General features: G+C 38.7%; 29 protein-coding genes and 2 pseudogenes. 6 read left to right on the forward strand and 25 right to left on the reverse strand.

Annotated elements, in window-relative coordinates:
- Positions 1 to 88: 88 nt before the first annotated feature.
- Together DXA20_RS05585 and DXA20_RS05590 are read right to left on the reverse strand one after the other, a co-directional pair.
- Positions 89 to 307, reverse strand: a complete 219-nt coding sequence (locus tag DXA20_RS05585; protein ID WP_118559613.1) for a hypothetical protein — start codon at positions 305 to 307, stop codon at positions 89 to 91.
- 149 nt (positions 308 to 456) lie between these two features.
- Positions 457 to 960 carry a DUF2798 domain-containing protein gene (locus tag DXA20_RS05590; protein ID WP_118559614.1) on the reverse strand — a complete coding sequence of 168 codons (504 nt, stop codon included), beginning with the start codon at positions 958 to 960 and terminating at the stop codon, positions 457 to 459.
- Between the two features lie 233 nt (positions 961 to 1,193).
- Here DXA20_RS05590 and DXA20_RS18610 point away from each other — a divergent pair.
- A pseudogene (locus DXA20_RS18610) lies at positions 1,194 to 2,560 on the forward strand (MATE family efflux transporter).
- Positions 2,561 to 2,571: 11 nt separating this feature from the next.
- Here the strand turns inward: DXA20_RS18610 and DXA20_RS05600 are convergent.
- The 21 genes and pseudogenes from DXA20_RS05600 to DXA20_RS05695 all read right to left on the reverse strand — a co-directional run bounded on the left by DXA20_RS05600 (position 2,572) and on the right by DXA20_RS05695 (position 15,869).
- The gene (locus DXA20_RS05600; protein ID WP_022306804.1) at positions 2,572 to 2,796 is read right to left on the reverse strand and encodes a Lar family restriction alleviation protein; all 225 of its coding nucleotides are present in this window, start codon (positions 2,794 to 2,796) and stop codon (positions 2,572 to 2,574) included.
- A gap of 118 nt (positions 2,797 to 2,914) precedes the next feature.
- Entirely contained in the window at positions 2,915 to 3,445 is a 531-nt protein-coding gene (locus tag DXA20_RS05605) for a hypothetical protein (protein WP_147403707.1), read from the reverse strand.
- 85 nt (positions 3,446 to 3,530) lie between these two features.
- Entirely contained in the window at positions 3,531 to 4,724 is a 1,194-nt protein-coding gene (locus DXA20_RS05610) for an esterase/lipase family protein (protein ID WP_118559616.1), read from the reverse strand.
- Positions 4,725 to 4,766: 42 nt separating this feature from the next.
- A complete protein-coding gene (locus tag DXA20_RS05615; RefSeq protein WP_118559617.1) occupies positions 4,767 to 5,225 on the reverse strand; it encodes a GNAT family N-acetyltransferase in 459 nt (152 codons plus the stop codon).
- A 91-nt stretch (positions 5,226 to 5,316) separates the two neighbouring features.
- Positions 5,317 to 5,688: a type II toxin-antitoxin system death-on-curing family toxin gene (locus tag DXA20_RS16710; RefSeq protein ID WP_243100550.1), complete on the reverse strand. Its 372-nt coding sequence runs from the start codon at positions 5,686 to 5,688 to the stop codon at positions 5,317 to 5,319.
- A 13-nt stretch (positions 5,689 to 5,701) separates the two neighbouring features.
- A complete protein-coding gene (locus DXA20_RS16715) occupies positions 5,702 to 5,977 on the reverse strand; it encodes a hypothetical protein (protein ID WP_243100552.1) in 276 nt (91 codons plus the stop codon).
- A gap of 43 nt (positions 5,978 to 6,020) precedes the next feature.
- Positions 6,021 to 6,530, reverse strand: a complete 510-nt coding sequence (locus DXA20_RS05625) for a DNA topology modulation protein FlaR (RefSeq protein ID WP_118559618.1) — start codon at positions 6,528 to 6,530, stop codon at positions 6,021 to 6,023.
- Positions 6,531 to 6,610: 80 nt separating this feature from the next.
- Complete coding sequence (locus tag DXA20_RS05630) at positions 6,611 to 7,063, reverse strand: GNAT family N-acetyltransferase (RefSeq protein WP_118559688.1); 453 nt, start codon at positions 7,061 to 7,063, stop codon at positions 6,611 to 6,613.
- Positions 7,064 to 7,088: 25 nt separating this feature from the next.
- Positions 7,089 to 7,439, reverse strand: coding sequence for an MmcQ/YjbR family DNA-binding protein (locus DXA20_RS05635; protein ID WP_330420657.1), 351 nt, complete (start codon positions 7,437 to 7,439; stop codon positions 7,089 to 7,091).
- A gap of 79 nt (positions 7,440 to 7,518) precedes the next feature.
- Positions 7,519 to 7,776: a hypothetical protein gene (locus DXA20_RS05640; protein WP_118559620.1), complete on the reverse strand. Its 258-nt coding sequence runs from the start codon at positions 7,774 to 7,776 to the stop codon at positions 7,519 to 7,521.
- Positions 7,761 to 8,186 carry an N-acetyltransferase gene (locus tag DXA20_RS05645; protein ID WP_118559621.1) on the reverse strand — a complete coding sequence of 142 codons (426 nt, stop codon included), beginning with the start codon at positions 8,184 to 8,186 and terminating at the stop codon, positions 7,761 to 7,763. Before DXA20_RS05645 ends, DXA20_RS05640 begins: the two co-directional genes overlap by 16 nt.
- A gap of 40 nt (positions 8,187 to 8,226) precedes the next feature.
- Positions 8,227 to 8,916: a flavodoxin family protein gene (locus DXA20_RS05650; RefSeq protein ID WP_118559622.1), complete on the reverse strand. Its 690-nt coding sequence runs from the start codon at positions 8,914 to 8,916 to the stop codon at positions 8,227 to 8,229.
- Positions 8,917 to 9,090: 174 nt separating this feature from the next.
- Entirely contained in the window at positions 9,091 to 9,270 is a 180-nt protein-coding gene (locus DXA20_RS05655) for a hypothetical protein (protein WP_118559623.1), read from the reverse strand.
- A 27-nt stretch (positions 9,271 to 9,297) separates the two neighbouring features.
- Positions 9,298 to 9,774, reverse strand: coding sequence for an NUDIX hydrolase (locus tag DXA20_RS05660; RefSeq protein ID WP_022306792.1), 477 nt, complete (start codon positions 9,772 to 9,774; stop codon positions 9,298 to 9,300).
- A 72-nt stretch (positions 9,775 to 9,846) separates the two neighbouring features.
- Positions 9,847 to 10,680, reverse strand: a complete 834-nt coding sequence (locus DXA20_RS05665) for an alpha/beta hydrolase fold domain-containing protein (RefSeq protein WP_118559624.1) — start codon at positions 10,678 to 10,680, stop codon at positions 9,847 to 9,849.
- Between the two features lie 149 nt (positions 10,681 to 10,829).
- Positions 10,830 to 11,591, reverse strand: a complete 762-nt coding sequence (locus DXA20_RS05670; protein WP_118559625.1) for a nucleoside phosphorylase — start codon at positions 11,589 to 11,591, stop codon at positions 10,830 to 10,832.
- A gap of 40 nt (positions 11,592 to 11,631) precedes the next feature.
- Positions 11,632 to 11,856: pseudogene (locus DXA20_RS18615) on the reverse strand (GNAT family N-acetyltransferase); the annotation flags it as partial.
- A gap of 48 nt (positions 11,857 to 11,904) precedes the next feature.
- The gene (locus DXA20_RS05680; protein ID WP_118559627.1) at positions 11,905 to 12,672 is read right to left on the reverse strand and encodes a GNAT family N-acetyltransferase; all 768 of its coding nucleotides are present in this window, start codon (positions 12,670 to 12,672) and stop codon (positions 11,905 to 11,907) included.
- A gap of 143 nt (positions 12,673 to 12,815) precedes the next feature.
- On the reverse strand, positions 12,816 to 13,664 hold the full coding sequence (locus tag DXA20_RS05685) for an HAD-IIB family hydrolase (RefSeq protein WP_118559628.1): 849 nt from the start codon (positions 13,662 to 13,664) through the stop codon (positions 12,816 to 12,818).
- 193 nt (positions 13,665 to 13,857) lie between these two features.
- Positions 13,858 to 15,153, reverse strand: coding sequence for a tyrosine-type recombinase/integrase (locus DXA20_RS05690; protein WP_117593971.1), 1,296 nt, complete (start codon positions 15,151 to 15,153; stop codon positions 13,858 to 13,860).
- Between the two features lie 86 nt (positions 15,154 to 15,239).
- Positions 15,240 to 15,869: a helix-turn-helix domain-containing protein gene (locus DXA20_RS05695; protein ID WP_008369918.1), complete on the reverse strand. Its 630-nt coding sequence runs from the start codon at positions 15,867 to 15,869 to the stop codon at positions 15,240 to 15,242.
- Positions 15,870 to 16,040: 171 nt separating this feature from the next.
- Between DXA20_RS05695 and DXA20_RS05700 the strand changes: the two genes are divergently transcribed.
- The 5 genes from DXA20_RS05700 (at position 16,041) to DXA20_RS05720 (ending at position 19,460) form a co-directional block, all read left to right on the forward strand.
- Positions 16,041 to 16,271: a helix-turn-helix domain-containing protein gene (locus DXA20_RS05700; RefSeq protein WP_004843519.1), complete on the forward strand. Its 231-nt coding sequence runs from the start codon at positions 16,041 to 16,043 to the stop codon at positions 16,269 to 16,271.
- A gap of 140 nt (positions 16,272 to 16,411) precedes the next feature.
- Positions 16,412 to 16,726, forward strand: coding sequence for a relaxasome subunit MobC (locus DXA20_RS05705; RefSeq protein ID WP_072522126.1), 315 nt, complete (start codon positions 16,412 to 16,414; stop codon positions 16,724 to 16,726).
- On the forward strand, positions 16,726 to 17,097 hold the full coding sequence (locus tag DXA20_RS05710; RefSeq protein WP_044998624.1) for a hypothetical protein: 372 nt from the start codon (positions 16,726 to 16,728) through the stop codon (positions 17,095 to 17,097). Before DXA20_RS05705 ends, DXA20_RS05710 begins: the two co-directional genes overlap by 1 nt.
- Positions 17,054 to 18,775: a MobA/MobL family protein gene (locus DXA20_RS05715; RefSeq protein ID WP_107029154.1), complete on the forward strand. Its 1,722-nt coding sequence runs from the start codon at positions 17,054 to 17,056 to the stop codon at positions 18,773 to 18,775. The genes DXA20_RS05710 and DXA20_RS05715 overlap by 44 nt, the downstream gene beginning before the upstream one ends.
- On the forward strand, positions 18,753 to 19,460 hold the full coding sequence (locus DXA20_RS05720; RefSeq protein ID WP_008394183.1) for a DUF6040 family protein: 708 nt from the start codon (positions 18,753 to 18,755) through the stop codon (positions 19,458 to 19,460). Before DXA20_RS05715 ends, DXA20_RS05720 begins: the two co-directional genes overlap by 23 nt.
- Before the next feature lie 195 nt (positions 19,461 to 19,655).
- Here DXA20_RS05720 and DXA20_RS05725 read toward each other — a convergent pair whose 3' ends face one another.
- Together DXA20_RS05725 and DXA20_RS16720 are read right to left on the reverse strand one after the other, a co-directional pair.
- The gene (locus tag DXA20_RS05725; protein ID WP_243100553.1) at positions 19,656 to 21,749 is read right to left on the reverse strand and encodes an ABC transporter permease; all 2,094 of its coding nucleotides are present in this window, start codon (positions 21,747 to 21,749) and stop codon (positions 19,656 to 19,658) included.
- Positions 21,743 to 21,982, reverse strand: coding sequence for a hypothetical protein (locus DXA20_RS16720; protein WP_243100554.1), 240 nt, complete (start codon positions 21,980 to 21,982; stop codon positions 21,743 to 21,745). The genes DXA20_RS05725 and DXA20_RS16720 overlap by 7 nt, the downstream gene beginning before the upstream one ends.
- Between the last annotated feature and the right edge of the window lie 6 nt (positions 21,983 to 21,988).

Consider the following 21,988-nt stretch of genomic DNA (forward strand, 5'->3'; position numbering starts at 1 on the left):
TTCTTCTTGATCTGGACATAATAAGTACCTTCTTTCTTTTGGTGATTATAGTATATCAGATTCATTAAGAAATGTCGCTTTCAGTGCCTTAATTTACGAGTCCATTATAAAACATCAGAAAAACTACGCGAAAAATGTACTGCTTCAAATTATATAAAAGCGTCTTTGCGATGATTGTGTCCGGGTCTTTCCTGGCTTTATTCATGGCTCTAAGTCCCGGTATAATCCCCTTGATCCATACCTTCAGATGTGCAACCATCTCATAGACTACGCCGACCGTAAGCAACAAATTCCAAAATAACGACATAAAAACCTGCCTTTCTCCCATAGTGTAGACCATACGTGTTTATTCTTTGTTATTGTAACACGTTTGACGCATTTTTTCATCTGTGGATATGAACATTATCTATACAACATAAAATGACGGATAAACAATTTTGTTTATCCGCCATCGTTTTAACACGCCGCGTCCGGTTCTTCTATGATTTTTGTTTTCTTCTCTTCTTCTGTCTCATTCCGAAAGATCGTCCGGAAGATCAGACGAACAAATGGTCCGCAATAAAACATCTGATAACAGATTGCCATCGGGAAATTCATTGCCCATGTCTGAATCCATGTTCCGAAGGTCTTCGTCTCCTTAAACAGGATTGTCGCGACAAGACTCATGATCGGACACATGATACAGCAGATGCAGATAGAAATTGCATATGTGATAAACTGTGGTCGGTCATCCGGTTTCATAACGGTAAATGCCAGCCCTCTTGCAACTCGTCCAACAACGAAAAATTCTAAGATAAATGCGACAGGCACCATGACCGGCAGCTCATGAACTGCGGCAAGAAATGTCGCTCCTGTAACCTTGCCCATATTATGAGCTACATTGTAGACAACCATTCCGTACACCATAACAGTGGCCATGATTGCAGTGAACACAACATCCTGAAACTTGTTTTTTGGCATAAAAAATCCTCCTTGATGATAACCTTTCGATGTGTTGTTCGTTATCATCCCGGAGGATTGTGCGTTTCCAATTTCGACCATATTTTATTAACTTGTGGATTATAACATGATCTTTTCGAAATTGCAATAGCAAAATTTATTCTCGTTGGTATATGTCGGCGGATATTTTACATATAAAGAAACAATTGCTATACTTGATAATACAGAATAAATTGATATAAGGGTGATTTATCATGAAACGAATTGATTTTGAAAAAGGAACCGTTACCGGAAATATACTTGGCGCAGCTCTGCCAATGCTGGTGGCGCAGATTCTTAATTTATTGTATAACATTGTGGATCGAATCTATATTGCAAGAATACCGGAAACAGGAACCAAAGCACTTGGCGCTGTGGGACTTTGTTTCCCTTTGATCACGATCATTACTGCTTTTGCCAATCTGTTTGGCGGCGGAGGTGCCCCCCTTTTCTCAATATACCGTGGTCAGAAGGAGGAGTCCAAAGCCGTCCGGATCATGAACACATCATTTACAATGCTTTGCCTCGGTGCGGTTATTCTGATGTGCTTCGGACTGTTTCTGGCACGTCCTCTGCTGGTGCTGTTTGGTGCCTCCGCAGATGCACTGCCCTACGCTTATCCATACATGATGATCTATCTGATCGGCACCCTTCCCTCCATGATCGCTGTCGGAATGAATCCGTTTATCAATGCGCAGGGATATGCGTTGATCGGTATGTCATCCGTGGCAATCGGTGCTGTCGCCAATTTAGTGCTTGATCCGTTGTTTATTTTTGTGTTTGGCTTGGGTGTGGAGGGGGCCGCAATCGCAACGGTGATCTCACAGTTTTTATCCGCCACATTTGTCGGTCATTTTCTGACACGGAGGCTGAATTTAAGGTACGCCTTCTGCGAAAAGAGGAGCTTCGCGGTTGTCTTGGTTATGCCAAAAATATTATCAGCCTTGGCACGGCAGGATTTATCATGCAGCTTACCAACAGTCTTGTTTCCATCTGCTGCAATCATGTTTTGTCTATTACGGGTGGTGATATATACATCTCGGTTATGACAATCGTATCAAGTGTTCGTCAGCTTGTGGAAACACCAATCTATGCGATCAATGAGGGGGCTTCGCCGATCTTAAGCTACAATTACGGAGCAAAACGCCCGTCCCGTGTCCGCAAGTCCGGTATTGTCATGGGTACGATGATCCTTGGCTATACGGCAGTTATGTGGGGGCTTATCATTCTTGCTCCGGGTACGATGATCCGGGTGTTTAGCTCAGACCACGCTCTTGTTCAGGACTCCATCCCTGCACTCAAGCAGTATTTTGCCGCATTTATTTTTATGGATCTGCAGTATATGGGACAGACCGTTTTCAAATCCCTGAACAAAAAGAAGCAGGCGATATTTTTCTCCCTGCTTCGTAAAGTAATTATTGTAGTACCGTTAACATATCTGATGCCGTTTGACTTTCATATGGGAACTTCCGGCGTCTTTCTGGCAGAGCCGGTGTCCAATATCATTGGCGGAGGCATGTGTTTTATCACCATGCTTTGCATTGTTTTGCCGGAGCTGAAACGAATGGAGCAGACATCGTGATCATTATAGGATCATTCTCCAGGACTGCTTGAAATAACTTTTCCGGTATTCCAGAGCATTACCGTCCTTTTCGCGGCGTCAAGCCTCTCTTCTTCCGAATGAAAATCAATGGTTACAGAGTGGCATCCGCATTCCAGACACATCACATAATAACCACAGCCGCATTCCTCTTCCAACAGTGCACCGCCATCGCATAACGGACAATCATTGATGTCTAACATTTCTTCAATATTCATAAGCGTTCCTCTTCTATTCTTTAAATTTATATTGATCCAGCAGGTGGATCACGAAAATCGTTCTCTCAATAATATAGAGCAAAACAGCACTGAAAGTCAACTTGATATCAGAAAATGGCTAACAGCATTTTAAACCGGCTTCTTTGCAGGCATTATAAAAAGCAGCAAGACCGGTTTCCTCAAAATCCAGATGTGCCTCGTATTCCTGCTGTGTCGTTTCAAATTCCAGACTACCTTTGCCCCGGCATTTGATGGTCATACGGTAGCATCCCTTTTCGGTATGCGTCCGGTCGATCACCATGATCTTGCGCACCTCTGTGATATCGTGATATCGCACCACATGTTGCCTGCGATTGACATTGAGACTGATCGCATCATTATCGAACTGAAGCTTTAACTGCATCACGCCCTTTGTGCGTTTTTCGCGAAATGCATAATACACACATACGATCAACAATGCGATAACAAACGCGCCTTCCGGCATATATTCTTCCACATAATAATTGTAGATTCCAAAGATGTGGTCGATCAGACAGTATGCCAGAAATTCCACTGCATAACACCCCATAAAAAGAAATGCTGCATGTAAGCCCCAGCGTTTTGTAGATAACGCACTGTCATTTACGGTGATTTGGTATGATTGATTCATTGTGGTCTCCATTTTCTTAATTCTTTTTTCATTCATAAAAGTCAAACAGACTGGGAAGATGATAATATGCAATTGTCTTTGAAGCTTAAAATCCCCGCGCCTTCAGATTGGCAACAAGCTGCACATAGAACTCGCGTACATCAAAACCGGGAATATTCTCGCGATTCAGATCAATCACGTTGCCATGGGAAATTCCTCGTTTTCCTTTGATCGTCAGAAACTGATAGTTCTCGCCCCACGGAAAGGATTCCTCTCCCACAAGCCCATCGTTTGCACCGTCAAAATATTTCACCAGCGGATAGGTAAAATTAAGCGGAAATCTTCCGGACATTGGCCGGTTGAGCTTTGATCCGACCGACTGATAATAAATTGCCGGATCATCTTTGATCTCATCGTTAAATGCCTTGCAGTTTTCAAAGGTAAGATCATATACGGCTGCAAGAAAATCCGGATTCACATCTCCAAGCTTAGCGGCACCGGTATTATATGCTGATTCAACCATATGCTGCTGTTTTTCGGGAATTTTATGAAGCAGATAATCGGCGAACTGACAGCCTCTGTGCGGCGTGTTGATCGTTGTCACCGATGCGATGCAAGGTGCCGCGTCCGTCAGTGCGATCATTGCTCTGGAGTCCAGCCCCCCCTTGGAATGCGCAATGATATTTAACTTTTCGCAGCCGGTTTCCTCAATGATCTGATGCACTCTCACGGCAAGTTCCCTTGCACTGTCTCTCACCGCAGATGCACTGTTATGATTGCCATAGTAGACCGTAGCACCGTTTCGCTCAAGCTCTGCCGGGATCCTTCCCCAATAATTTAAATGCTCAAAATCCCGGAAAAACACACCGTGTACCATCAGTATCGGATATTTTGTCTGACAGATCTGCTGCTCCTTACGCTCCTGATTTCTCCGGTCACGCATCCGTTCCATTTTGATCTCCTGATCAACGGTTTTGATAATAATATGAAGCATGATCAGATGAAGGATTGGGATCCACCCACACACGATTCCAAGAACTCTCCAGCGGATGCCGAGCTGTTCCGATGTAAGATAAACCGTAATGATACCGATCCAAAAAATAAGAGCCTCAACAAGAATACCAATACCTAGACGGATCAGCCAGTACATTGTCTGCTGTGTGATCCCTGCCGGTCCGTCAAACCACTTCTGATAATAACCGAAAAATCCAAACAGCAAATAAACAGATACTAATATCGTAGTCACACAAAAAAGCTTCAGCATGATCCTTCCAAAATTACAGATTCTGATTCGTTTCATTCATTCTATCTCCTTTTTTCTCTTTGTTTTGATGGAGAAAATTTATTGGCAACGATAAGAAAAATATTTTCTTCCCTGCTCCTGCCCTGCTCCAATTTTATTATAAAAACGAATGGATGGTGTATTCCAGTCAAGGCAGCTCCATTCTATCTGTGAGAAACCGTCCTGCTTCACAAATTCCTTCAGCTTTGCAAAAAATATTGTTCCTAGTCCGCAATGGCGATACTTTTCAATTAAAAACATATCCTCCATATGAACCCCGCCCTCTGCCGCAAACGAACAAAACACCGGATAATAAACAGCATATCCGATTGCCTCGTTATCATATTCCGCAATCAAAGCAGTTGCTATTTTCTTCTGGAAGATCCAATAATGCAATTTCTCCTGGGACCCCGTCATATCCTGCGGTCTCTTCTCATAGGCAGCCAACCCTTTTATCATAGTTTGAAGCAAGGCGATGTCCTTTTCTGTAGCTTTTCTTACCGTAAACGTTTCATGCATTTTTATTCTCCCTTTTATTTTTTTATAAAATACAAACCAAGCATTGTCATGATGTGTTCCTCTCTTGCCTAATGTCTGTTTCGAAATTGCTCTAGATGATCAATAAATTCATCACTAAATTAACCATAATGTCTTTTTCTTTTGGATCTGACTCTGCAATCATCAATGTTATTGCCACTAATGCACCATCACTTATTCTTTTCTGCCCCTCATTATACAGGGCATCATTACGAGCCAAAAACTCTAAAAACAATGATGCCGCTATCCTCTTACAGCCGTCCGCATATGGATGATCTTTTATCATAAAATACAGAAGATTAGCTGCTTTTTCCTCTAATGAAGGATACACATCTTCACCAAACGCACTTTGATAAATTGACACAAGAATACCTTCTACTTTTCCTACTTCTTTTTCAATGCCAAAAGCATCTGAATGAAAAGAATCTTCCATTCGATTTACCATATTACAACAATCTTCATATTACTCGATAACCCACAGATATAATTACCTCTAGGCTGTAGAATTGAACTGGACGGTCAGAATTTGCAATGTGCATTTTTTGCACATTGCTTTCTCTAACTAATTCCTTCTCCTTGAAAACATTATTCACATGTCTCGTAATAACCGTTCTGTCTACCTGAAAAAGCTCCGTCATCTGAGCTTGTGTGAGCCATACAGTATCATTTTCAACAGGTACTGTCAATTTGATTTCATTGTCTTTCGTTTCAAATAGCATAATTTCTGTTGCCATACACTAATCACCCCTTTCATACACGCTTTCCACTATTCTCATATTAAAACTGCGAATAATTATTTGTAATAAATTCATAGGCTTCTTCTGAATGTTTAAATATTTTAACCCTTGCACCATATTGACTCAGTTCCTGCCATAAGTCGTTTTTTATTCGATTAAATTCTATTACCCATTTTATGTTCCACCATAAAAAATTCCATGTTGGTTTTGAATTATAAGACTCTCTTCCATTTCTTTGATTCATCCATCGCTTAAATGCCCTGATCAATCTTGTCGCCGTATATTCATCCAGCACAATAATATAATCACAGCACTTAAAGCTCTCCTTCAGGATTTTTCTCGGAGAGCCTTCTACAATCCAGTTATTTTCTGCTATGATATCATGAAAATATCGATCTCGTTCCTCCGGGCTTCTTTTCACATCTCCACTCGAAGTCCTTTTCCAGACAATATTGTCTTTTTCATAATACGGAATATTATATTGTTTTGATATTCGTTTGGCAAGGGTTGTTTTTCCGCTTGCAACCGAACCGATAATGTCTATTTTCAAACAAAGACCTCCTCAAGCCAGATGTTTTTTTGTTTCTTATCTCCTGCAATGAATTCAATGGTAAAGAAAATCGAAACTATTTAGAGTTTGTATTGCATGAAATTACCATTATGAACAAATCCATATGCTGTATATAATTTCACGCCCATATCTGAAGCTGTAATCTGAATCGTACCACACCCATAATCCCTGGCTTCGTCGACAACTCTATTTAAAAGTTCTTTTGCAATTCCTCTCCGTCTGTAATTTGGATTTGTAAACATACTGGATAAAAGCCCAATCCTTCCGCTGGGGCATCCGAAATATGGCGGTTTTTCTACAAAAGACATCCCGCTTGTTCCTATAATTTTCCCATTATCTACAGCAATCCATGAAACAAATGTACCATCCTTCATATGACGTGTATAATAATCCAGTAAAGCCGGCTTTAAATCAATATCTTCTTTTGCACCTTCTTCTCTCAGCTGATTTATTCTCATTTCAATGAATGTGTTCAAATCCTTTTCACTTAGCTTTCTATACTCGATTTGCATTTCTTTTGTCTCCAATTTCTTAAAATCAAATGCCATTTATTGCATTCCCGCTTTCTAAAATCTCCCGTTGTTTCTTCTTACTGAAGCCACTAAGCACAAGATGATATGATTTATCTAACAAATCTTTTAGTAAATCATCTTCGACTTCACCATTGGGATTGATGGAATTCCAATGCTGCTTGTTCATGTAATACCCCGGTATAATATCCTCATATTGCTGACGCAAAAAGCTTCCCTCTGACGGCTCTAATTTCAAAGTTATGTAATAGGGTCTGTTGTTTTCGCCAAGGCACACTGCCGCAAACATTTTTCCGCCTACCGCATAACGAATCCAGTTCCATTGCGGCGGTAGTTTTGTAACACCGGTTTTCTTCATAAGAAAATCGTCAATCCAGGCATATCTCATCTGTGTTAATGCAGACCAGATTTTACACTGATCAAGCCGTACTCCGCAGTCACCTTCCTTTATATGAAACAGAAGCGACCTTAGCGATATAACTATATTCTAATATTTCAGGTAAACTCATTTTCTCAAAATTCAAAGAATCGCAATCATACCTATCCACATCAGGAATTTCAATTACACCTTCACATGATGTTGTGACTCTTAAACACACTTCTTTGCCATCAGATTTTACTATTATAATTGCAGGCATTTCATATTTTATCGTACATACATCTTTCCTACAATGACTTTTTATTTCTGCTGCCATGTCATGAAATAATCTTTTTCTCCGGTAGCTTTATCAAGGCTATAAGACTTGATCTCAAATCCTTCTCTTTTATAAAAGGAAATAGCACGTGTGTTTTGCTGATATACATTCAGGAATAATTTAGTTTTTCTATTCTTTATATAATCAAGCAAAAGTCTGCCTATGCCGTGTGACTGCATTTCAACAGAAACAAAAATGCCTTCAATATATTCGCCGCTTAAACCTATAAATCCTTGTATCATTTTACCATTTTCATATACATAGACTTCTGCCTGCGACAACATTTCTTTCACTAATTCAAAATTATTTTTCCAATATTGAGCAGAAATAAAATAATGTGCTTTTAAATTGGTATCTAACCAGATATCAGCAACTTGATCTATATCTGATTTCTGTAATTCTCTAATCATAATAATTGTCCTCTACAAAATCCCTTTGTTGCATCATTGTTTATTTCCAAGGTCTCTTTTTCCCTGTCCAGCTCTTAGACTTCCAGTATTCAGCATCACAGGGATTAAACCCTTTTCTCTGTGCGAAATGCATAGCCCAAAACATTGCTCTTGTTTTTATTCCGGGCTTCACGTGTTTTGAATTATTTACAATTTTCTTTGCAATTCCTGACGTTGCTTTATCAATTGCACATTTTTTCTTCTCACTGACACCATTCCAGTTCACCGCGGCAACACGGACACCATACTGATATCTTTTCGCTACTCCCCAGAAGAACAGACTATCCACCATATCCTTGTTCGTCGGCTTCATGCCTGCACCAGCCGCTGTAGATATGCATACTCCCTGCTTCCTGAACATAGATCCTTGGGGACGATGCACCATCCATCTGTAACCATAATGATCTAAAAAAGTCTTCATGGCTCCTGTTACATGATATACATAAACCGGACTTGCCAGGATAATAACATCGGCTTCATCCATTGCATCAGTCAATGGTCTCAGTTTTTCATAATGGGGACATTTCTTTTCTGATTCCATAAAACATTTTGTACATCCAACACAAAATTCTCCAAAATCTCTTGGAAGAAAGAATTCTTTTATGTCCCCCTTTATTTTCTCTGCCAACATGCGGGCAATGTGATAAGTGGAACCTTTATGATTTTGACCGTGTATAATTACTATCTTCATATTATCATTATCTCCATTCCTTAATTTCCATACCGATTGCCTTCCTTTCTTACCTGTAATTGTCTCAAGACATTTACCCTCTATTTACAGTTCCATCAACATACCATATCCGTACTTTCATTCACCTGACCTTTATCCTATCGTTCTGACATAAACTTTGCAACTCCAATTTATTTAGTAATGTTCCATACAGAAATCGACCCATTCTTTTACTTTCTTTCCAACTTCATCAGCATTCAGATTGTCGACATTTAAAACATCCACATTTTCTCTTCCATAAAACCATTTTCTTTTTAATGGCAATAAATATTTTAAATGATGTTCGAAGAAGTTTCTGGAAAATGAAAGTATCATATGTATTCCTCCACAACTTCAAATCTGTCACTCTATTTCAGTACGAATGGTAAATTCATCCGGAAGACTGTAAATCTCTTTTTTCAGGAATAGCGGATAAAAATACTCTTCTTTCAATCTATCAAACTCCAGCCATTCGAATGTAAGTATATGCTTACCTTCTGTCAAAGTAAAGGTGTTGCCCTTTTCCAGTAAATTTGTATCTGAAATATCCATCAAAAAGTAAATACACAATTCATGATAACACATGCCATCCACATCTTCTGTAAAAAACGCCTGATTGAGCCAGACCGGACGCGTAATCTTCGGTGTCACACCAAGTTCTTCCTGAACTTCCCGTACCACCGCCTGCTCAGCCGTTTCCCCCATCGTAACTCTTCCGCCGGGAAGGTAAAAGTACGGCGATTGTTCATCGTGCATCGCCAGAATTTTATTCCCGGAGATTATCATTGCACATACTCTGTAATTAAATTTTTGATTTTCGTATTTATATGAAATATCCATTTCGTTCTCCAAATTTCAATTTACTACACCATTTCAAAACCCAAAAAAGTTTTTAATCTTATTACAATTTACTTAGTCTTTTTTTATAAAATCTTGAATAATAGTTAGAACTGTTTCTGAAAAATATATATTTCCTCCATGTTCTTCCCAATCCTTTATCTCATAATACTCCACGCTGTGATTTTTCTCTTCCAATTTTTTATATAATATTCTGCTATTTTCAACAGAAACAACAGGATCGTTTATACAATGAAACATCAATACAGGTGGCAATATTATGTCATCACTAATTAAAGATGTACATGATGCTTTATATGCAATTTCTTCATTTTCCTCAATACTATTAATCCCCAGAAGAACTGTTGAGGGGCGAACAGACATCCAAGGTGGTAATGGCTCATTGGCACAAATCAAAATATCAGAGGATGCACTCTCTAAAATTACTCCTTTTACATTCGGCATTTCAATCATTCCACAGGCGTTATGTAGCACTGCCATCATAGCTAAATGCCCCCCTGAAGAATGTCCCATAAGATAAGCTTCTTTTATATCAAACGGAAGATCAAATTTTGTTATTTTTTCTGCAACGCACTCCATCGCATTTTTAATATCCTCTATCTGCGCTGGAAAAATTGCAATATCAGACTCACGAACCTCAATTGATACAATTGCAGCCCCCTTTTTCGCTAACTCTACGAGTTTTGGAATATCGTTATACATTTCTTGTTTGTGCCATGCTGCACCAGTAATATAAAAAATAACTGGGTATTTCTTTTCAAGTCCCTTTTTACTATATGGCATGATAACTTGCAAATGACGTTTACAATTCCCATAATCAAAATATTCCCAATTGGGGGAATACAGCCATTCCAAATCATTAAATTTAACTTCTATTTCTTTCTTCATTATGTTCTCCTATATACTTTCACGATACTGCTATTTCAATTTTTAATTCATTGCATACTCTCTTTTACTATTTGACTATTTACTATTCCAAAATATTATAACCGAGTTTCCATTTCTCCTGAATCACTAAATCTAAATTTCCAATATTTCTATTCTACAATATAGCAAGCCAATTCAAGAGCAATATCAAAATGTCCTGTGTCATGCTGTGTATGTTTAACCTGATTTTTCTCCATCCGTTCATTCCATTTAGGCGCATCTAACAAATCACCACAAGTAAAAAAGAAATATGCATTCAGTTTTCTATAATCACATACAGCTTGAACTGCAGCACATTCCATTTCGACCGAAATGCAGCCATCGGCTTTACGTTTTTCGAAATTCGCTCTCGTTTCTCTATGCACTGCATCTGTTGTCCATGTTTTTCCTTTCACATAAGGTAAACCAACTGTTTCCATAAAATTCGCTACTACATCTGCATTTTGGATTTTAATATAATCTGAAGCAGGCGCATAATGATATGAAGTTCCTTCATCACGGTAAGCCTCAGTAGGCACCATAACCTTTCCACGTGCAATCTCTTTATTCAAACATCCCGAACCACCAAAAACAACATATTTATCCGTATTAATAATCGACATAGTATCTTCTATATCTGCCACACATGCTGGTGCTCCAACATAAGACATATATACAGCAAAATACCTATTCTTATACTCAAATTCATAAACAGGATTCACACCATTAGATGAAAATAAATCTCCAATTTTTTTGCACTCAAAGTTTTCTAAAACATATTTTAAAATTACATGAGAAAAAGTAAGAATGCAAGCATCTACCTTAACCGCTTTGTCGTTACGATTAACCTTAATTATTTCTTCCGATAAATTGTCAAATGTATCTGTTATCATTTTTCAAACCTCCAAACCAACAAATATGAATTTATTTACTTTATCGAGCAAATTTTTTCTCTGTAACCGATGTTGTCCACTTGCCGAATGCCTGAGAATCTATGCTTGGAACATAGCCGAGATTCTTATACCCTAATTTTTCAAGCAATCCAATACTGGCTATATTCTCGCATTCTGTAAAACTGATAAACTCCCATTTTGGAGCCATCTTATGAAGATGCTCATGCAAAACGGTTAGAGCCTCAAAAGCATATCCCTGTCGATGATATTTCGAACAAAAAGCATCCCTTGCTCAAAAAGCTCGGTCAATTTATTATTTATTCATATTCTCAACAAAGCCTGCATCTTTTACTGTCATCTCTACCCATCCCGGAACAAAGCCGCTCCGTAATGCATTTTTAACGGATTTAAGATTCGACCAGGCGCAACAGTAAAATGGCACCTTGCCTCTATCAATTATCTCTATCGCCAAATTACTTGTTAATGAAGAAGCAATCCCCTGCCTGCGATACTCAGGCAAAACATCAATTCCGATTTGCCACATATCATCACAATCTGCAGAACAGGCAGAAAGTCCGATCAGTTTTCCGTTATCATAAGCACCCACCCCAAGAACATCCAATTGCTTTCTATCTTCGCAGAGTGCGTTCCCCCAGGTTGGGAGATACAAATCCGAAAAATCCTTTTGTTCCAGCACCTTAAGCGGATAGCTGCATTTTCTTCTTTTCAAGGCATTCACATCCGGCAAAAAATACTCTGCCATAAAACAAACACGGTACCCATATTCTTTCATTCGTTCATCTAACCAATGCATATTGGGAGTTTCAAAACAATGATAAAACTCATATTTACTTAGATACCTTTCAACAATTTCTCTATATTCATCTTTTACAGACGCAACTATATTACTTCCATACGAAATTAAATTGCAGGCAATAGGTTCTTTATAGTATCTTTTGGCCAATGGTCCAATTTCAGACTTTACAAACACATTTGTGTCCATAAGAAAATCGGAAGCCTTCGCATTCGTATCGTATGCCGATTGCTGCATTGCGATATCAAGGATCTCGTTATTTGTCATATTTCATTACCTCACATATTATATAACTCTATTATACTTTATATCGAAAGAATTGTATGTACATTTTTTATCGTATTTTGTAATGTAAAATCAGACAGTCTCGTTATAAGACTGCCTGCTGATGCGTTCTACATTTTCCTTGTTTACCCATCGATATCTGTAACAAATTTGTCACCATCCCATCGTTCCGATAAAAACTTTGCAACTCCATCTTCATCATTGTCATCAATAACCGAGGTTGCTTTCTCTTTCAACTCATCTATTGCATTTTCAACTGCATAAGCTTCATCCGCAATTTCAAACATTGAAATGTCATTGACCGAATCTCCAAATACCACAATGCGATCACATCCCATTTTCTCTTTGAACTTCAATATCACTTTTGCCTTCGTGGCATTTAACGGACAAATTTCTAACCAATAATCTTCTTCATATGTATCTTTTGAAAATACACACTCCCAATTGCCTGCTTTTCTCATTTCTTCATACAATGGTTGAAGTTCCTGCTTTTTCGCAATCAAAGTACAATATATAACATTTCCCTCAAAAATATCCTGATCATCATTTATTATTCGTATTCGCTTATCGTTATGATCTTCCGTATAATTTTCTAATCCATCACTGATTTCTCTGTTTCCGAAATTTTTTACTATTTTCCCATCGATATATGATGTTACAAATCCAAATTTTCTTATCTTATCTCCTAATAATATTTTAAGATTATTCATATCTTGTTCTGAAAACTGTAAAATTTCAATTTCGTTTTTCTTGATAGGGTCTACGAAAACTGTACCATTTCGTGTAATAACAGGAAGATTAAAATGAATGTCTTTCGTGATTTCATATGCACTTTGAAATAATCTTGCTGTAGCATATGTGATAAGCATCCCCTCATCTATCAATCTATTGACGGTTTCAAGCGTGTATCTTGACAATGTTTTGTCAGTTCTCATTAATGTCCCGTCTAAATCAGTAACATATAAAGTAGTCATTTTTCAATCCTCACAACAGTCAATTTTTAATTCCACTGTAAATGTTCTTAGACCAGCAAACTGGAATTTATATAATTATCTCTCTAACTTTCCCCATTTTATAGGCTTTCCCGCCTGTCCATTAGTGAAATGATATGTAGTTTCCCTTATTTTACCCTTATGAGATAATCACAAGGGAAATAAGGGAATTTTTTTAATCATTGCCTACCACTTTATCAAGAAGCCTAACTGATTTTCGTTTAGCATCTCTTGTGGAGTGAGCATAGACATTCATTGTGGTACTTACATCTGAGTGTCCTAACAGTTCCTGCACATCTTTTGGGGCAGCTCCATTTGCTAAAAGGTTGCTTGTATAGGTGTGACGTAACTGGTGGAAATGAAAGCCTTCAAATCCCTCTAATGTTTTTGCCACCTTTCTGCAAACAGTCCCCAAAGTAGTTGGAAGTTCCAGACAACCATCCGGTCTTAAACAGACGAAAGAAATTTCTTTATAATCTGCCGGGACTTCCTCTGTTCTGTCTAAGCAATAATATTCGTAGTACACTCTGTTTTTCTCTTTGACCGCTTTGTAGTAGTTCGTGTGATAAAGTTCTCCGTACTGCATTCGATTTTTTAACTGCTCTTTCCGGGCATTACGGAAAATCTCTACCAGCGTATCTCCAAAATCAACAATCCTCACTTTTTTCCGCTTGGTTGGTCCGATGATATATTTGCGCTTTGAGCCATCGTATCGGATGCTACGTCTTATGGTAAGGCATTGTTCTTCCAGATTTACGTCCTGCCACGCCAAACCGCAGGCTTCTCCAATACGAAGCCCGGCATAATAGGCTATCTGGATTGGAAGTATTGCGGCTGGGTTCTTTTTTTTCAGATAAGCAAGCAATCTTTCATAATCTTCTCGTGAAATTGGTTGGATATTTCCGTCCATGTCCTCGTCTGAAAACAAATCAACTTCATCCGTCTGATACCGCAGTTTAATATACTGCATGGGATTAAACGTAATATACTGTTTTGGAAATACTGCAAAGCGGAAGGACTGCTGCATGACTGCGGAAAAAGAATGGATGTAATCTTTGCTGTAACCCTTTCTCTCTTTTCCGTCGGGATGAACTCCCCCGAAGGAAAGCAAATCAAAAAAGGATTGCAAATGTTCAGAGGTTACATTTTTCAGTTTCCGTTCTGCCAATGGGTGTTTCTTAATATTTCGGATTGTTCCGAGGTAATTCTCCACCGTACCATTGCTGAGCGTACCTGTTTTTAATTCCTCCTCTGCCCACACATCCAGAAGTTGTCCGACTGTGAGATTTTCCGCTTTGGCAACAAATTTCTTTTTCTCATAATCATCCATTGCCTGACGGAGCAGCTTTTCAGTTCCACTTTTGCTTTCTGTTCCAACGCATTCTTTCTGAACAAGATTGCCGCTTGCGTCCTCTACATAGAAGCGGTAGTACCATTTCTTTCCTTTTTTTCTTACAGATCCTTTTGCCATAATCGTATGTCTCCTTTCGATATTAGACAATCGGAACTGATGAAATGCTTCGTGCGTGTAAGTATATCATAACTCCGGTTGTCTTACTATACCGATTCGGAATCTTCGTATAAGACTTCTGATAAAAGATTTGCAAGCCTTTGTTCTGCTGTTTTTTGTTTCTTGGAATAGAGCCTTACAATGTCTGCCATCTCATTAAAAGCATTGATGGTAGGAGTGATTTCCCTTAAGAACATAATCTCATTATATTCATCATTCGATTCAAACCCTATTGTTTTGGCAATATCCGTCTGACCAGCATTTCCCTTGAAGTTTTTGCAGGCGAACTGGAAGGAATCCAAAAACAGACCATATTGTTTTAACATCAGCAGTAATAAATCTTTTGAAAAAGCATCTTCTTCTTTGGTAAGGGCAAGCGGTAACTGTTCCAGAATATCTCCCATCGCATCACGAATCTGTAATTCTCTCTTATCCGTAATGTCGGTTTCATATTCATCTGTTTCCCCTTTGAGCCATTCCACGGATACATGGAGTGCTTCCGAAAGACCTTCCAGCACCATTTTTTTCGTATTGTCAATCGAACCATTCTCATAACGCAGGATTGTAGAAGCGGTAACACCCATCTTTTCTGCGACATAAGGCTGTGTCAGATTCAATTCCAGACGGCGCTGTTTTATTCTGCTGCCTATCAGCTTGCGTAGTTCTTTATCTTTCATGCTGACTGCCTCCTTTTTCGGTATGTATGAATTATAGCATTGTTTTTCTGAAATTGCAATATGCAATATAAAAATTATTTTTAATATTTCGTAACGCTTGACAAAAAGATTTGGAAAGGATATACTTACATCACAAGAATTGCATAATGCAATTTATAAGGAGGTGATTATATGACGCAAAGAAAAATTGCATTATCCATCGAAGAAGCTGCTGATTATACGGGAATCGGCAGAAATACCTTAAGACAGCTTGTAGAATGGAAGAAACTTCCAGTATTAAAGGTTGGTCGCAAAGTCCTGATTAAAACCGATATTCTGGAAATGTTTATGGAAGCGAATGAAGGTCGTGATTTGAGGGATAGAGGAAATGTAAAAGCCGTAACAAGAACTGCGGCAAATTAAAAAGGCGGCTTCCAAAGAAACCGCCAAAGGTTCTATCAGACCGAAGCCATGATATACCTACACGCAAGAAGATTATACCATGTGCTTCTTCTGATACGCAACCGAGAACTTATGTTTGCAAAAGAAAGGGGAATGTAATCATGGCAAAATCAACAAAAAGTTATGAAGAACGAATGCTTGAAATGGAAAAGAAGGAACAGGAAAGCCTTGAAAAGGCGAAAAGATATGCAACACAGAAGAAAGAACTTCTGAAACGAAAGAAAGCCGAAGAAAGTAAAAAACGAACCCATAGGCTCTGTCAGATTGGCGGTGCAGTGGAATCCGTTCTTGGTGCACCTATTGAGGAGGAAGACATCCCAAAGCTGATTGGTTTTCTGAAAAGGCAGGAAGCCAATGGGAAGTTTTTCTCAAAGGCAATGCAGAAAGAAGCCAATACCGATATGGAGGAAGTGTAATGGCGGAGGGGATGAGTTTTTCATTCCCTTCATTGCTTTTTCATGAAGGGCGCACTTATGGACAACCAGAGGTCGTCCCAATAAGTTTGCCACAAGTGGCAACCGGTCTGCGCTCACGCTTGCCGGGCTCGTTCCGTCGGCGGGGCTTTCAGCCAGACCTGCTCATGCCGCAGGAGGCACTCTTCGCCAGAGGGGCGCATTCCATGCAGACTGCTATGCGCAGGGCACTCTTACGCAGAGGGCGTTCCGGCAATGCTGCTTTTTCTAAAATTGAAAGCAATGTTGCCGGAAATCTATGCCGGATGTGCAGAAAGGAGGAATCCAGACATGGCGATTTTTCATTACACAATCAAAATAGTCGGACGAAGTAAAGGAAAATCTGTTATCTCCGCTTCTGCATATCTCAATGGGGATGTGATGAAAAACGAAGAAACCGGGAGTATCAGTTATTACACTTCTAAAAAAGAAGTGGTCTACACCAGTCTGATGATGTGCGAAAACGCACCTTCTGAATGGCAGATAGTACCAGAGGAAAATATAAAACGCTTTCAAAAGTCTGTCCGATACAAAAGGTCAGAAGATAAAGAAGCTGCTATAAAAAAATTTAAAATCACATTTCAAAAACAGAGGTTATGGAATGAGGTATTGAAGATTGAAAAAAATGCAGATGCCCAACTTGGCAGGTCATTTGAATTTGCCCTCCCCAAAGAATGGAGCAGACAGGAACAAATTCAATATACAACCGACTATATCCAAAAAACTTTTGTAGATAGAGGAATGTGCGCTGATTGGAGTATCCACGACAAAGGGGATGGCAACCCCCATGTCCATCTGCTTCTAACTATGCGTCCTTTTAACCCGGATCATTCTTGGGGAAAGAAAGAAGTCAAGGATTGGGATTTTGTCAGAGATAAAAACGGAAATATCGTGATTGATGAATCCCATCCGAACTGGTGGCAGGATAAGAAAAACCCTGACCGTCATGGAATCCGTATCCCTGTATTAGACGAAAACGGAATTCAGAAGATTGGAGCAAGAAACCGCCTGCAATGGAAACGGGTGCTGACCGATGCTACTGGATGGAACAATCCAAAAAATTGTGAACTGTGGCGGAGTGAATGGGCAAAGGTATGTAATGAACATCTGCCTTTGCATAATCAAGTTGATCATCGTTCTTATGAAAAGCAGGGAAAACTCCAGATTCCTACCATCCATGAAGGAGCTGACGCAAGAAAGATTGAACAAAAGTTTTTTGCCGGGCAGGAAATAAAAGGCTCGTGGAAAGTAGCGGAAAATCAAATCATAAAACAACAAAACACGTTATTGCAAAAGATACTAAACACCTTTGGGAAAGTATCGGGTGCATTATCATTATGGAAGGAGCGATTAAATGACATTAGAAGAAAGCCGGGAAATTATACCCTTAATGGAATCCATGATTGGTCAAATCGAAGAACAGCAGAACCTAATGGCAGAAATGATTCTGGAAATGCAGAACCGGGACACTCAACTCTCTCTTATGCAAAAACAGAATCAGAAATTACAAAAATTAAACAACGAGTTAACCGAGCTGCTCAACATTTTGCCAAATACCGAGGAACTGCTTTCCAAGATGGAAGAACAGAAAACGAAGATAGAGCTTTTGGAAAACGAAAATCAGCAATGGCAGAAATTGGCACAGAAGCTGAACAGCGAAAACAGTTTATTACTGAAACAGAACACCGAATTGCTGAACTGGAACAGCAGATAGAGAAAGGACGTGATATAGATGAACGAATCCAGAGAATCAAAGAACGCCGAACAGTTGGAAGAACTTCTGCTCTTGACCGAGGAGATACAAGAAGAACTAGAACAGAAAGAACAGCTTATCGTGGAACTGAAGACGCAGCTCAGCGAATCTCTGACCTTGAACGAGAAATTAAACAAAGAGAACAGAGCCGGGAATATTCAAGCATTAAAGAACGACTTGAAGCTGGCAGACAGAGCATTGCGGATCGAGAAAGAGAAGTTGCGAAGCGCAAACGTCATGATAGAGGAATGTCAAGATAAAATATGCTATTTAACACAGGAACGGGATTATGCCCGGACACATCAGAAAATCGTAGAAATACCGGTAGAAAAGCCGGTACTCTATGAAAAATGTGAAGCCTGTAACCGGACAGCCTATCAGAATGCAAAAGCAAAATACGAAACACAAAAAGAGCGACTTGCAGGACAGTATAAAGCAAAAACGGTAATGTTCCAAACAACCTTGTTCCTTCTTGCATGGTATTCGTTGACAACCACTCTTTTTCAGGCAGTACAGTCAGATATGTTCCTTGTCGATTGTAAATCATTCTTCAATGATTTAGCATCATTCATACAAACCTTTGTCGGATGGACGATTGATGCCGGGCATTCTGCGGCACAGATTAGTACAAAAATTCCAAATGCTTTTATAGCCGGAATGGTATATTGGTTATTGCTAATATTGATTGTAGGAATATGTATGGCAGGAACAGGGATGCTGGCGATACTGATAGAAATAAAGGTTATAGAATTATATAAGAAAAACTGTTGGGATGTTATTACTCTACTAATGATACTGACAAGTGTTGCTATTGTCATTTATTTTGGAGAATCAATCAAAAAAGTACTGTCAGTAAATCTTCTATTGCTTTTCGTACTTTCGCAGGGCGCATATGTTGGAATTAGATGTTATCTTAAAGTTTGGTTAGAAAAAAGACCATATTAGTATTTTCAACTTACTGTATAGACAGTAAAATTACTCCATACCAGCCTAGTGAAAATTTACTGTATGAAAAGAAGTATTACAGAGAAAAAAGGCTGTAAAAACAGGAACAGCCAGCCCGAAAGAATTTACGGACTGGCTGTATCAGCAGAGTAATGTAATTGTGGAGCTGACCGAGATATGAAAAGCTTTCTATCATCAATTTCGCATTATTGCAATAACAGATTGCTTCTTCCATGAATGAATAAGCAATATTGTCATCAAACTTTCAAGCATAAACATAGCAACAGCAAAAAGAGTAAAAGCAACAACCGGAAATACAAATCCCGTAGACATGCCTGCATTTTTCAAAAATATACCGATTGCATATCCGCCGGGGATTCCAACAACAGCAGTTATAAGCAATGCAATCAAAGTAGTAAAAAGACCTTCCATCATAAATGCTTGCTTCAACTGCTTATTTGTCATACCAATAGATTTTAGTGTGCCCATTTCCTGTTTCTGTGATAAAAGATTTGTCACAGTAAGATTGATTTGATTGATGACCGCAAATATCCACAAGATGGCTGCAATCGCATAAGCTAATGTAAAACCTGCACGATTGTCTGATTGGTGTTCTACAATAAAATCTTGAAGGGTTTGTAAGCGAACATCCCTATTGTCAGAAACGAGTAATTTGAGTTCTTGCTCGATTATCTCCTGATATTCAGTTTCTGCTTGTATTTCGATTGCGTATGTACAGTCATAACCTGCAAGTTCTTTGAGCATATTTTCCGGCATTCTGAAAATATAGCCACCCATTCCATCATTGCTGGAAGTGATTGCACCAATTTTGAATGCTTTTGTTATTGTTTTACCACTATGATTTTTGAAATTAAAGGTCACAGTATCCCCAATTTGAGGTTTCCAATGGTAAACATCATAAATACGTTCGGGATCACTTACAACTAATTCTGTATCATCAGTAATATTTCCAGACAAAACCGCTGCATTTAGCGACGCCAAATCCTTTTCATTATAGCCGAGCATCAAGGTGCTATCTGAAATATCATTGTCTGTTGAGAAATCAACTGGTACGGTAGCATAAGTAAATATATTGCTAACTCCCTCTATATCTCCAACACGCTTTACATAATCAGAAAAATATTCTTTCTGCAAGAGAGCATCCAAATTTTCACTTTCGTTTTCTAAATCAATGCTGATTTTGAAATCTCCGTACTTCATATCCCAATAACGAGCCATACTCTCGGCATTAAAAGAACTCTGATAACTTGCTGCAAGGAAAAATATAACTCCGCACAGTCCCAATGATAAAATGGTCAATAGAGATTTTTTTCTGTTTCTGGAAAAGCTGATTTTCGCTAAATATACAGGCGTAATACGATGTCTTTTGTGAGTGCGGTAATTTACAATTCCCACTGGATTTTTCAGGGCGGAAATTGGAGAAGTATTCGCTGCAATTTTTGCTGGTTTACGAACACTAATATAAACAAGCAGTATTCCAAAAAGGCATGCGCCACATAGAGAAACAATAAATGCAAATACTGACCAGCCTTTTGATTGCAGACAATAGCTGATGATCGTTCCCATGATACTACCAATTAAAATCCCCGGAACTGCAAGCATATAACCCTGTTTAAGAACTATTTTATAAATTTGCTTTTTACTTGCCCCTATTGTCCGAAGCTGTCCGAACTCAGCAACTTTTTGTCCAACCGAAATATAGAAAATGCTGTAAATTACAAGTGCGGCAGCTAAAAACAAAATGGCAGCAACTACACCATATACCGCATAATTACTGAAGGACAAAGTTGTATTTACATAATCATAGTAACTGCTGACTGTCCAATTATTCAGTCCAGTCTCCTCTGAAATTTGAGATAATATTTCTGTTGCTTCGTCTTTTGTAAGGGTATCTGCATTTTCAAGCCAAACATATCCATTAAGCAGGTTATTTCCACGTAATTCCCGGCATTTTTCAAGTGAAACAAAAACAGGATAAGCGGTAGAAGTTTTATCATGATAAATACCAACAATAGTATAATTCTTCAAAGTACCATCCAGATTCAACTGAACTATGGCGTTGATTTCCGGAGACTTATTTTCACTGGCAAAAAAGGCATCTGTAACAGCAATTTCACTTGCTTTCTCTGGATATTTTCCGTCAAAGGCAGGAATCAAACTAAGCATGTCATCATCATAATAAATCAGAGACAGTTCTTTAGAATTTTCTTTCACTGTTTTGATATTACAGGAAAGTCCTACACTTTTTACTTCTTCGTTTGCTAACAACTTTTCTTTACTGTCCTGCGTAATGTCAAAGAAAATCCCTTGATGTATCCTTCGATTTCTTTCTGATTTTGATAAATGATATTTTGCACTGTGAGCAACGACATCATTATCATAGCAACGGCTACAATAATTGCCGAAAGGCAAAATAAGTTTTTCTTCTTATCAAAACGCACACTTTTTCGTGCTAATTTTTTAATTACTGCACTGGTATCATTTTCAAAAGGATAATTCATAATTCC

It is taken from the genome of Roseburia sp. AM59-24XD (assembly GCF_003478445.1).
GTDB lineage: Bacteria > Bacillota > Clostridia > Lachnospirales > Lachnospiraceae > Jutongia.

What these genes read in the sequence shown, in the direction of transcription:
- DXA20_RS05715 (WP_107029154.1), top strand. Translation starts at nt 17,054, where the DNA reads ATGGCGATTTTTCATTACACAATCAAAATAGTCGGACGAAGTAAAGGA.
- DXA20_RS05615 (WP_118559617.1), bottom strand. Translation starts at nt 5,225, where the DNA reads ATGCATGAAACGTTTACGGTAAGAAAAGCTACAGAAAAGGACATCGCC.
- DXA20_RS16710 (WP_243100550.1), bottom strand. Translation starts at nt 5,688, where the DNA reads ATGGTAAATCGAATGGAAGATTCTTTTCATTCAGATGCTTTTGGCATT.
- DXA20_RS05655 (WP_118559623.1), bottom strand. Translation starts at nt 9,270, where the DNA reads ATGATACTTTCATTTTCCAGAAACTTCTTCGAACATCATTTAAAATAT.
- DXA20_RS05635 (WP_330420657.1), bottom strand. Translation starts at nt 7,439, where the DNA reads ATGAAGAAAACCGGTGTTACAAAACTACCGCCGCAATGGAACTGGATT.
- DXA20_RS16720 (WP_243100554.1), bottom strand. Translation starts at nt 21,982, where the DNA reads ATGAATTATCCTTTTGAAAATGATACCAGTGCAGTAATTAAAAAATTA.
- DXA20_RS05640 (WP_118559620.1), bottom strand. Translation starts at nt 7,776, where the DNA reads ATGGCAGCAGAAATAAAAAGTCATTGTAGGAAAGATGTATGTACGATA.
- DXA20_RS05600 (WP_022306804.1), bottom strand. Translation starts at nt 2,796, where the DNA reads ATGAATATTGAAGAAATGTTAGACATCAATGATTGTCCGTTATGCGAT.
- DXA20_RS05645 (WP_118559621.1), bottom strand. Translation starts at nt 8,186, where the DNA reads ATGATTAGAGAATTACAGAAATCAGATATAGATCAAGTTGCTGATATC.
- DXA20_RS05700 (WP_004843519.1), top strand. Translation starts at nt 16,041, where the DNA reads ATGACGCAAAGAAAAATTGCATTATCCATCGAAGAAGCTGCTGATTAT.
- DXA20_RS16715 (WP_243100552.1), bottom strand. Translation starts at nt 5,977, where the DNA reads ATGGCAACAGAAATTATGCTATTTGAAACGAAAGACAATGAAATCAAA.
- DXA20_RS05690 (WP_117593971.1), bottom strand. Translation starts at nt 15,153, where the DNA reads ATGGCAAAAGGATCTGTAAGAAAAAAAGGAAAGAAATGGTACTACCGC.
- DXA20_RS05680 (WP_118559627.1), bottom strand. Translation starts at nt 12,672, where the DNA reads ATGACAAATAACGAGATCCTTGATATCGCAATGCAGCAATCGGCATAC.
- DXA20_RS05660 (WP_022306792.1), bottom strand. Translation starts at nt 9,774, where the DNA reads ATGGATATTTCATATAAATACGAAAATCAAAAATTTAATTACAGAGTA.
- DXA20_RS05610 (WP_118559616.1), bottom strand. Translation starts at nt 4,724, where the DNA reads ATGAAACGAATCAGAATCTGTAATTTTGGAAGGATCATGCTGAAGCTT.
- DXA20_RS05630 (WP_118559688.1), bottom strand. Translation starts at nt 7,063, where the DNA reads ATGCAAATCGAGTATAGAAAGCTAAGTGAAAAGGATTTGAACACATTC.
- DXA20_RS05585 (WP_118559613.1), bottom strand. Translation starts at nt 307, where the DNA reads ATGTCGTTATTTTGGAATTTGTTGCTTACGGTCGGCGTAGTCTATGAG.
- DXA20_RS05710 (WP_044998624.1), top strand. Translation starts at nt 16,726, where the DNA reads ATGGCGGAGGGGATGAGTTTTTCATTCCCTTCATTGCTTTTTCATGAA.
- DXA20_RS05605 (WP_147403707.1), bottom strand. Translation starts at nt 3,445, where the DNA reads ATGAATCAATCATACCAAATCACCGTAAATGACAGTGCGTTATCTACA.
- DXA20_RS05590 (WP_118559614.1), bottom strand. Translation starts at nt 960, where the DNA reads ATGCCAAAAAACAAGTTTCAGGATGTTGTGTTCACTGCAATCATGGCC.
- DXA20_RS05665 (WP_118559624.1), bottom strand. Translation starts at nt 10,680, where the DNA reads ATGAAGAAAGAAATAGAAGTTAAATTTAATGATTTGGAATGGCTGTAT.
- DXA20_RS05685 (WP_118559628.1), bottom strand. Translation starts at nt 13,664, where the DNA reads ATGACTACTTTATATGTTACTGATTTAGACGGGACATTAATGAGAACT.
- DXA20_RS05650 (WP_118559622.1), bottom strand. Translation starts at nt 8,916, where the DNA reads ATGAAGATAGTAATTATACACGGTCAAAATCATAAAGGTTCCACTTAT.
- DXA20_RS05695 (WP_008369918.1), bottom strand. Translation starts at nt 15,869, where the DNA reads ATGAAAGATAAAGAACTACGCAAGCTGATAGGCAGCAGAATAAAACAG.
- DXA20_RS05720 (WP_008394183.1), top strand. Translation starts at nt 18,753, where the DNA reads ATGATAGAGGAATGTCAAGATAAAATATGCTATTTAACACAGGAACGG.
- DXA20_RS05705 (WP_072522126.1), top strand. Translation starts at nt 16,412, where the DNA reads ATGGCAAAATCAACAAAAAGTTATGAAGAACGAATGCTTGAAATGGAA.
- DXA20_RS05670 (WP_118559625.1), bottom strand. Translation starts at nt 11,591, where the DNA reads ATGATAACAGATACATTTGACAATTTATCGGAAGAAATAATTAAGGTT.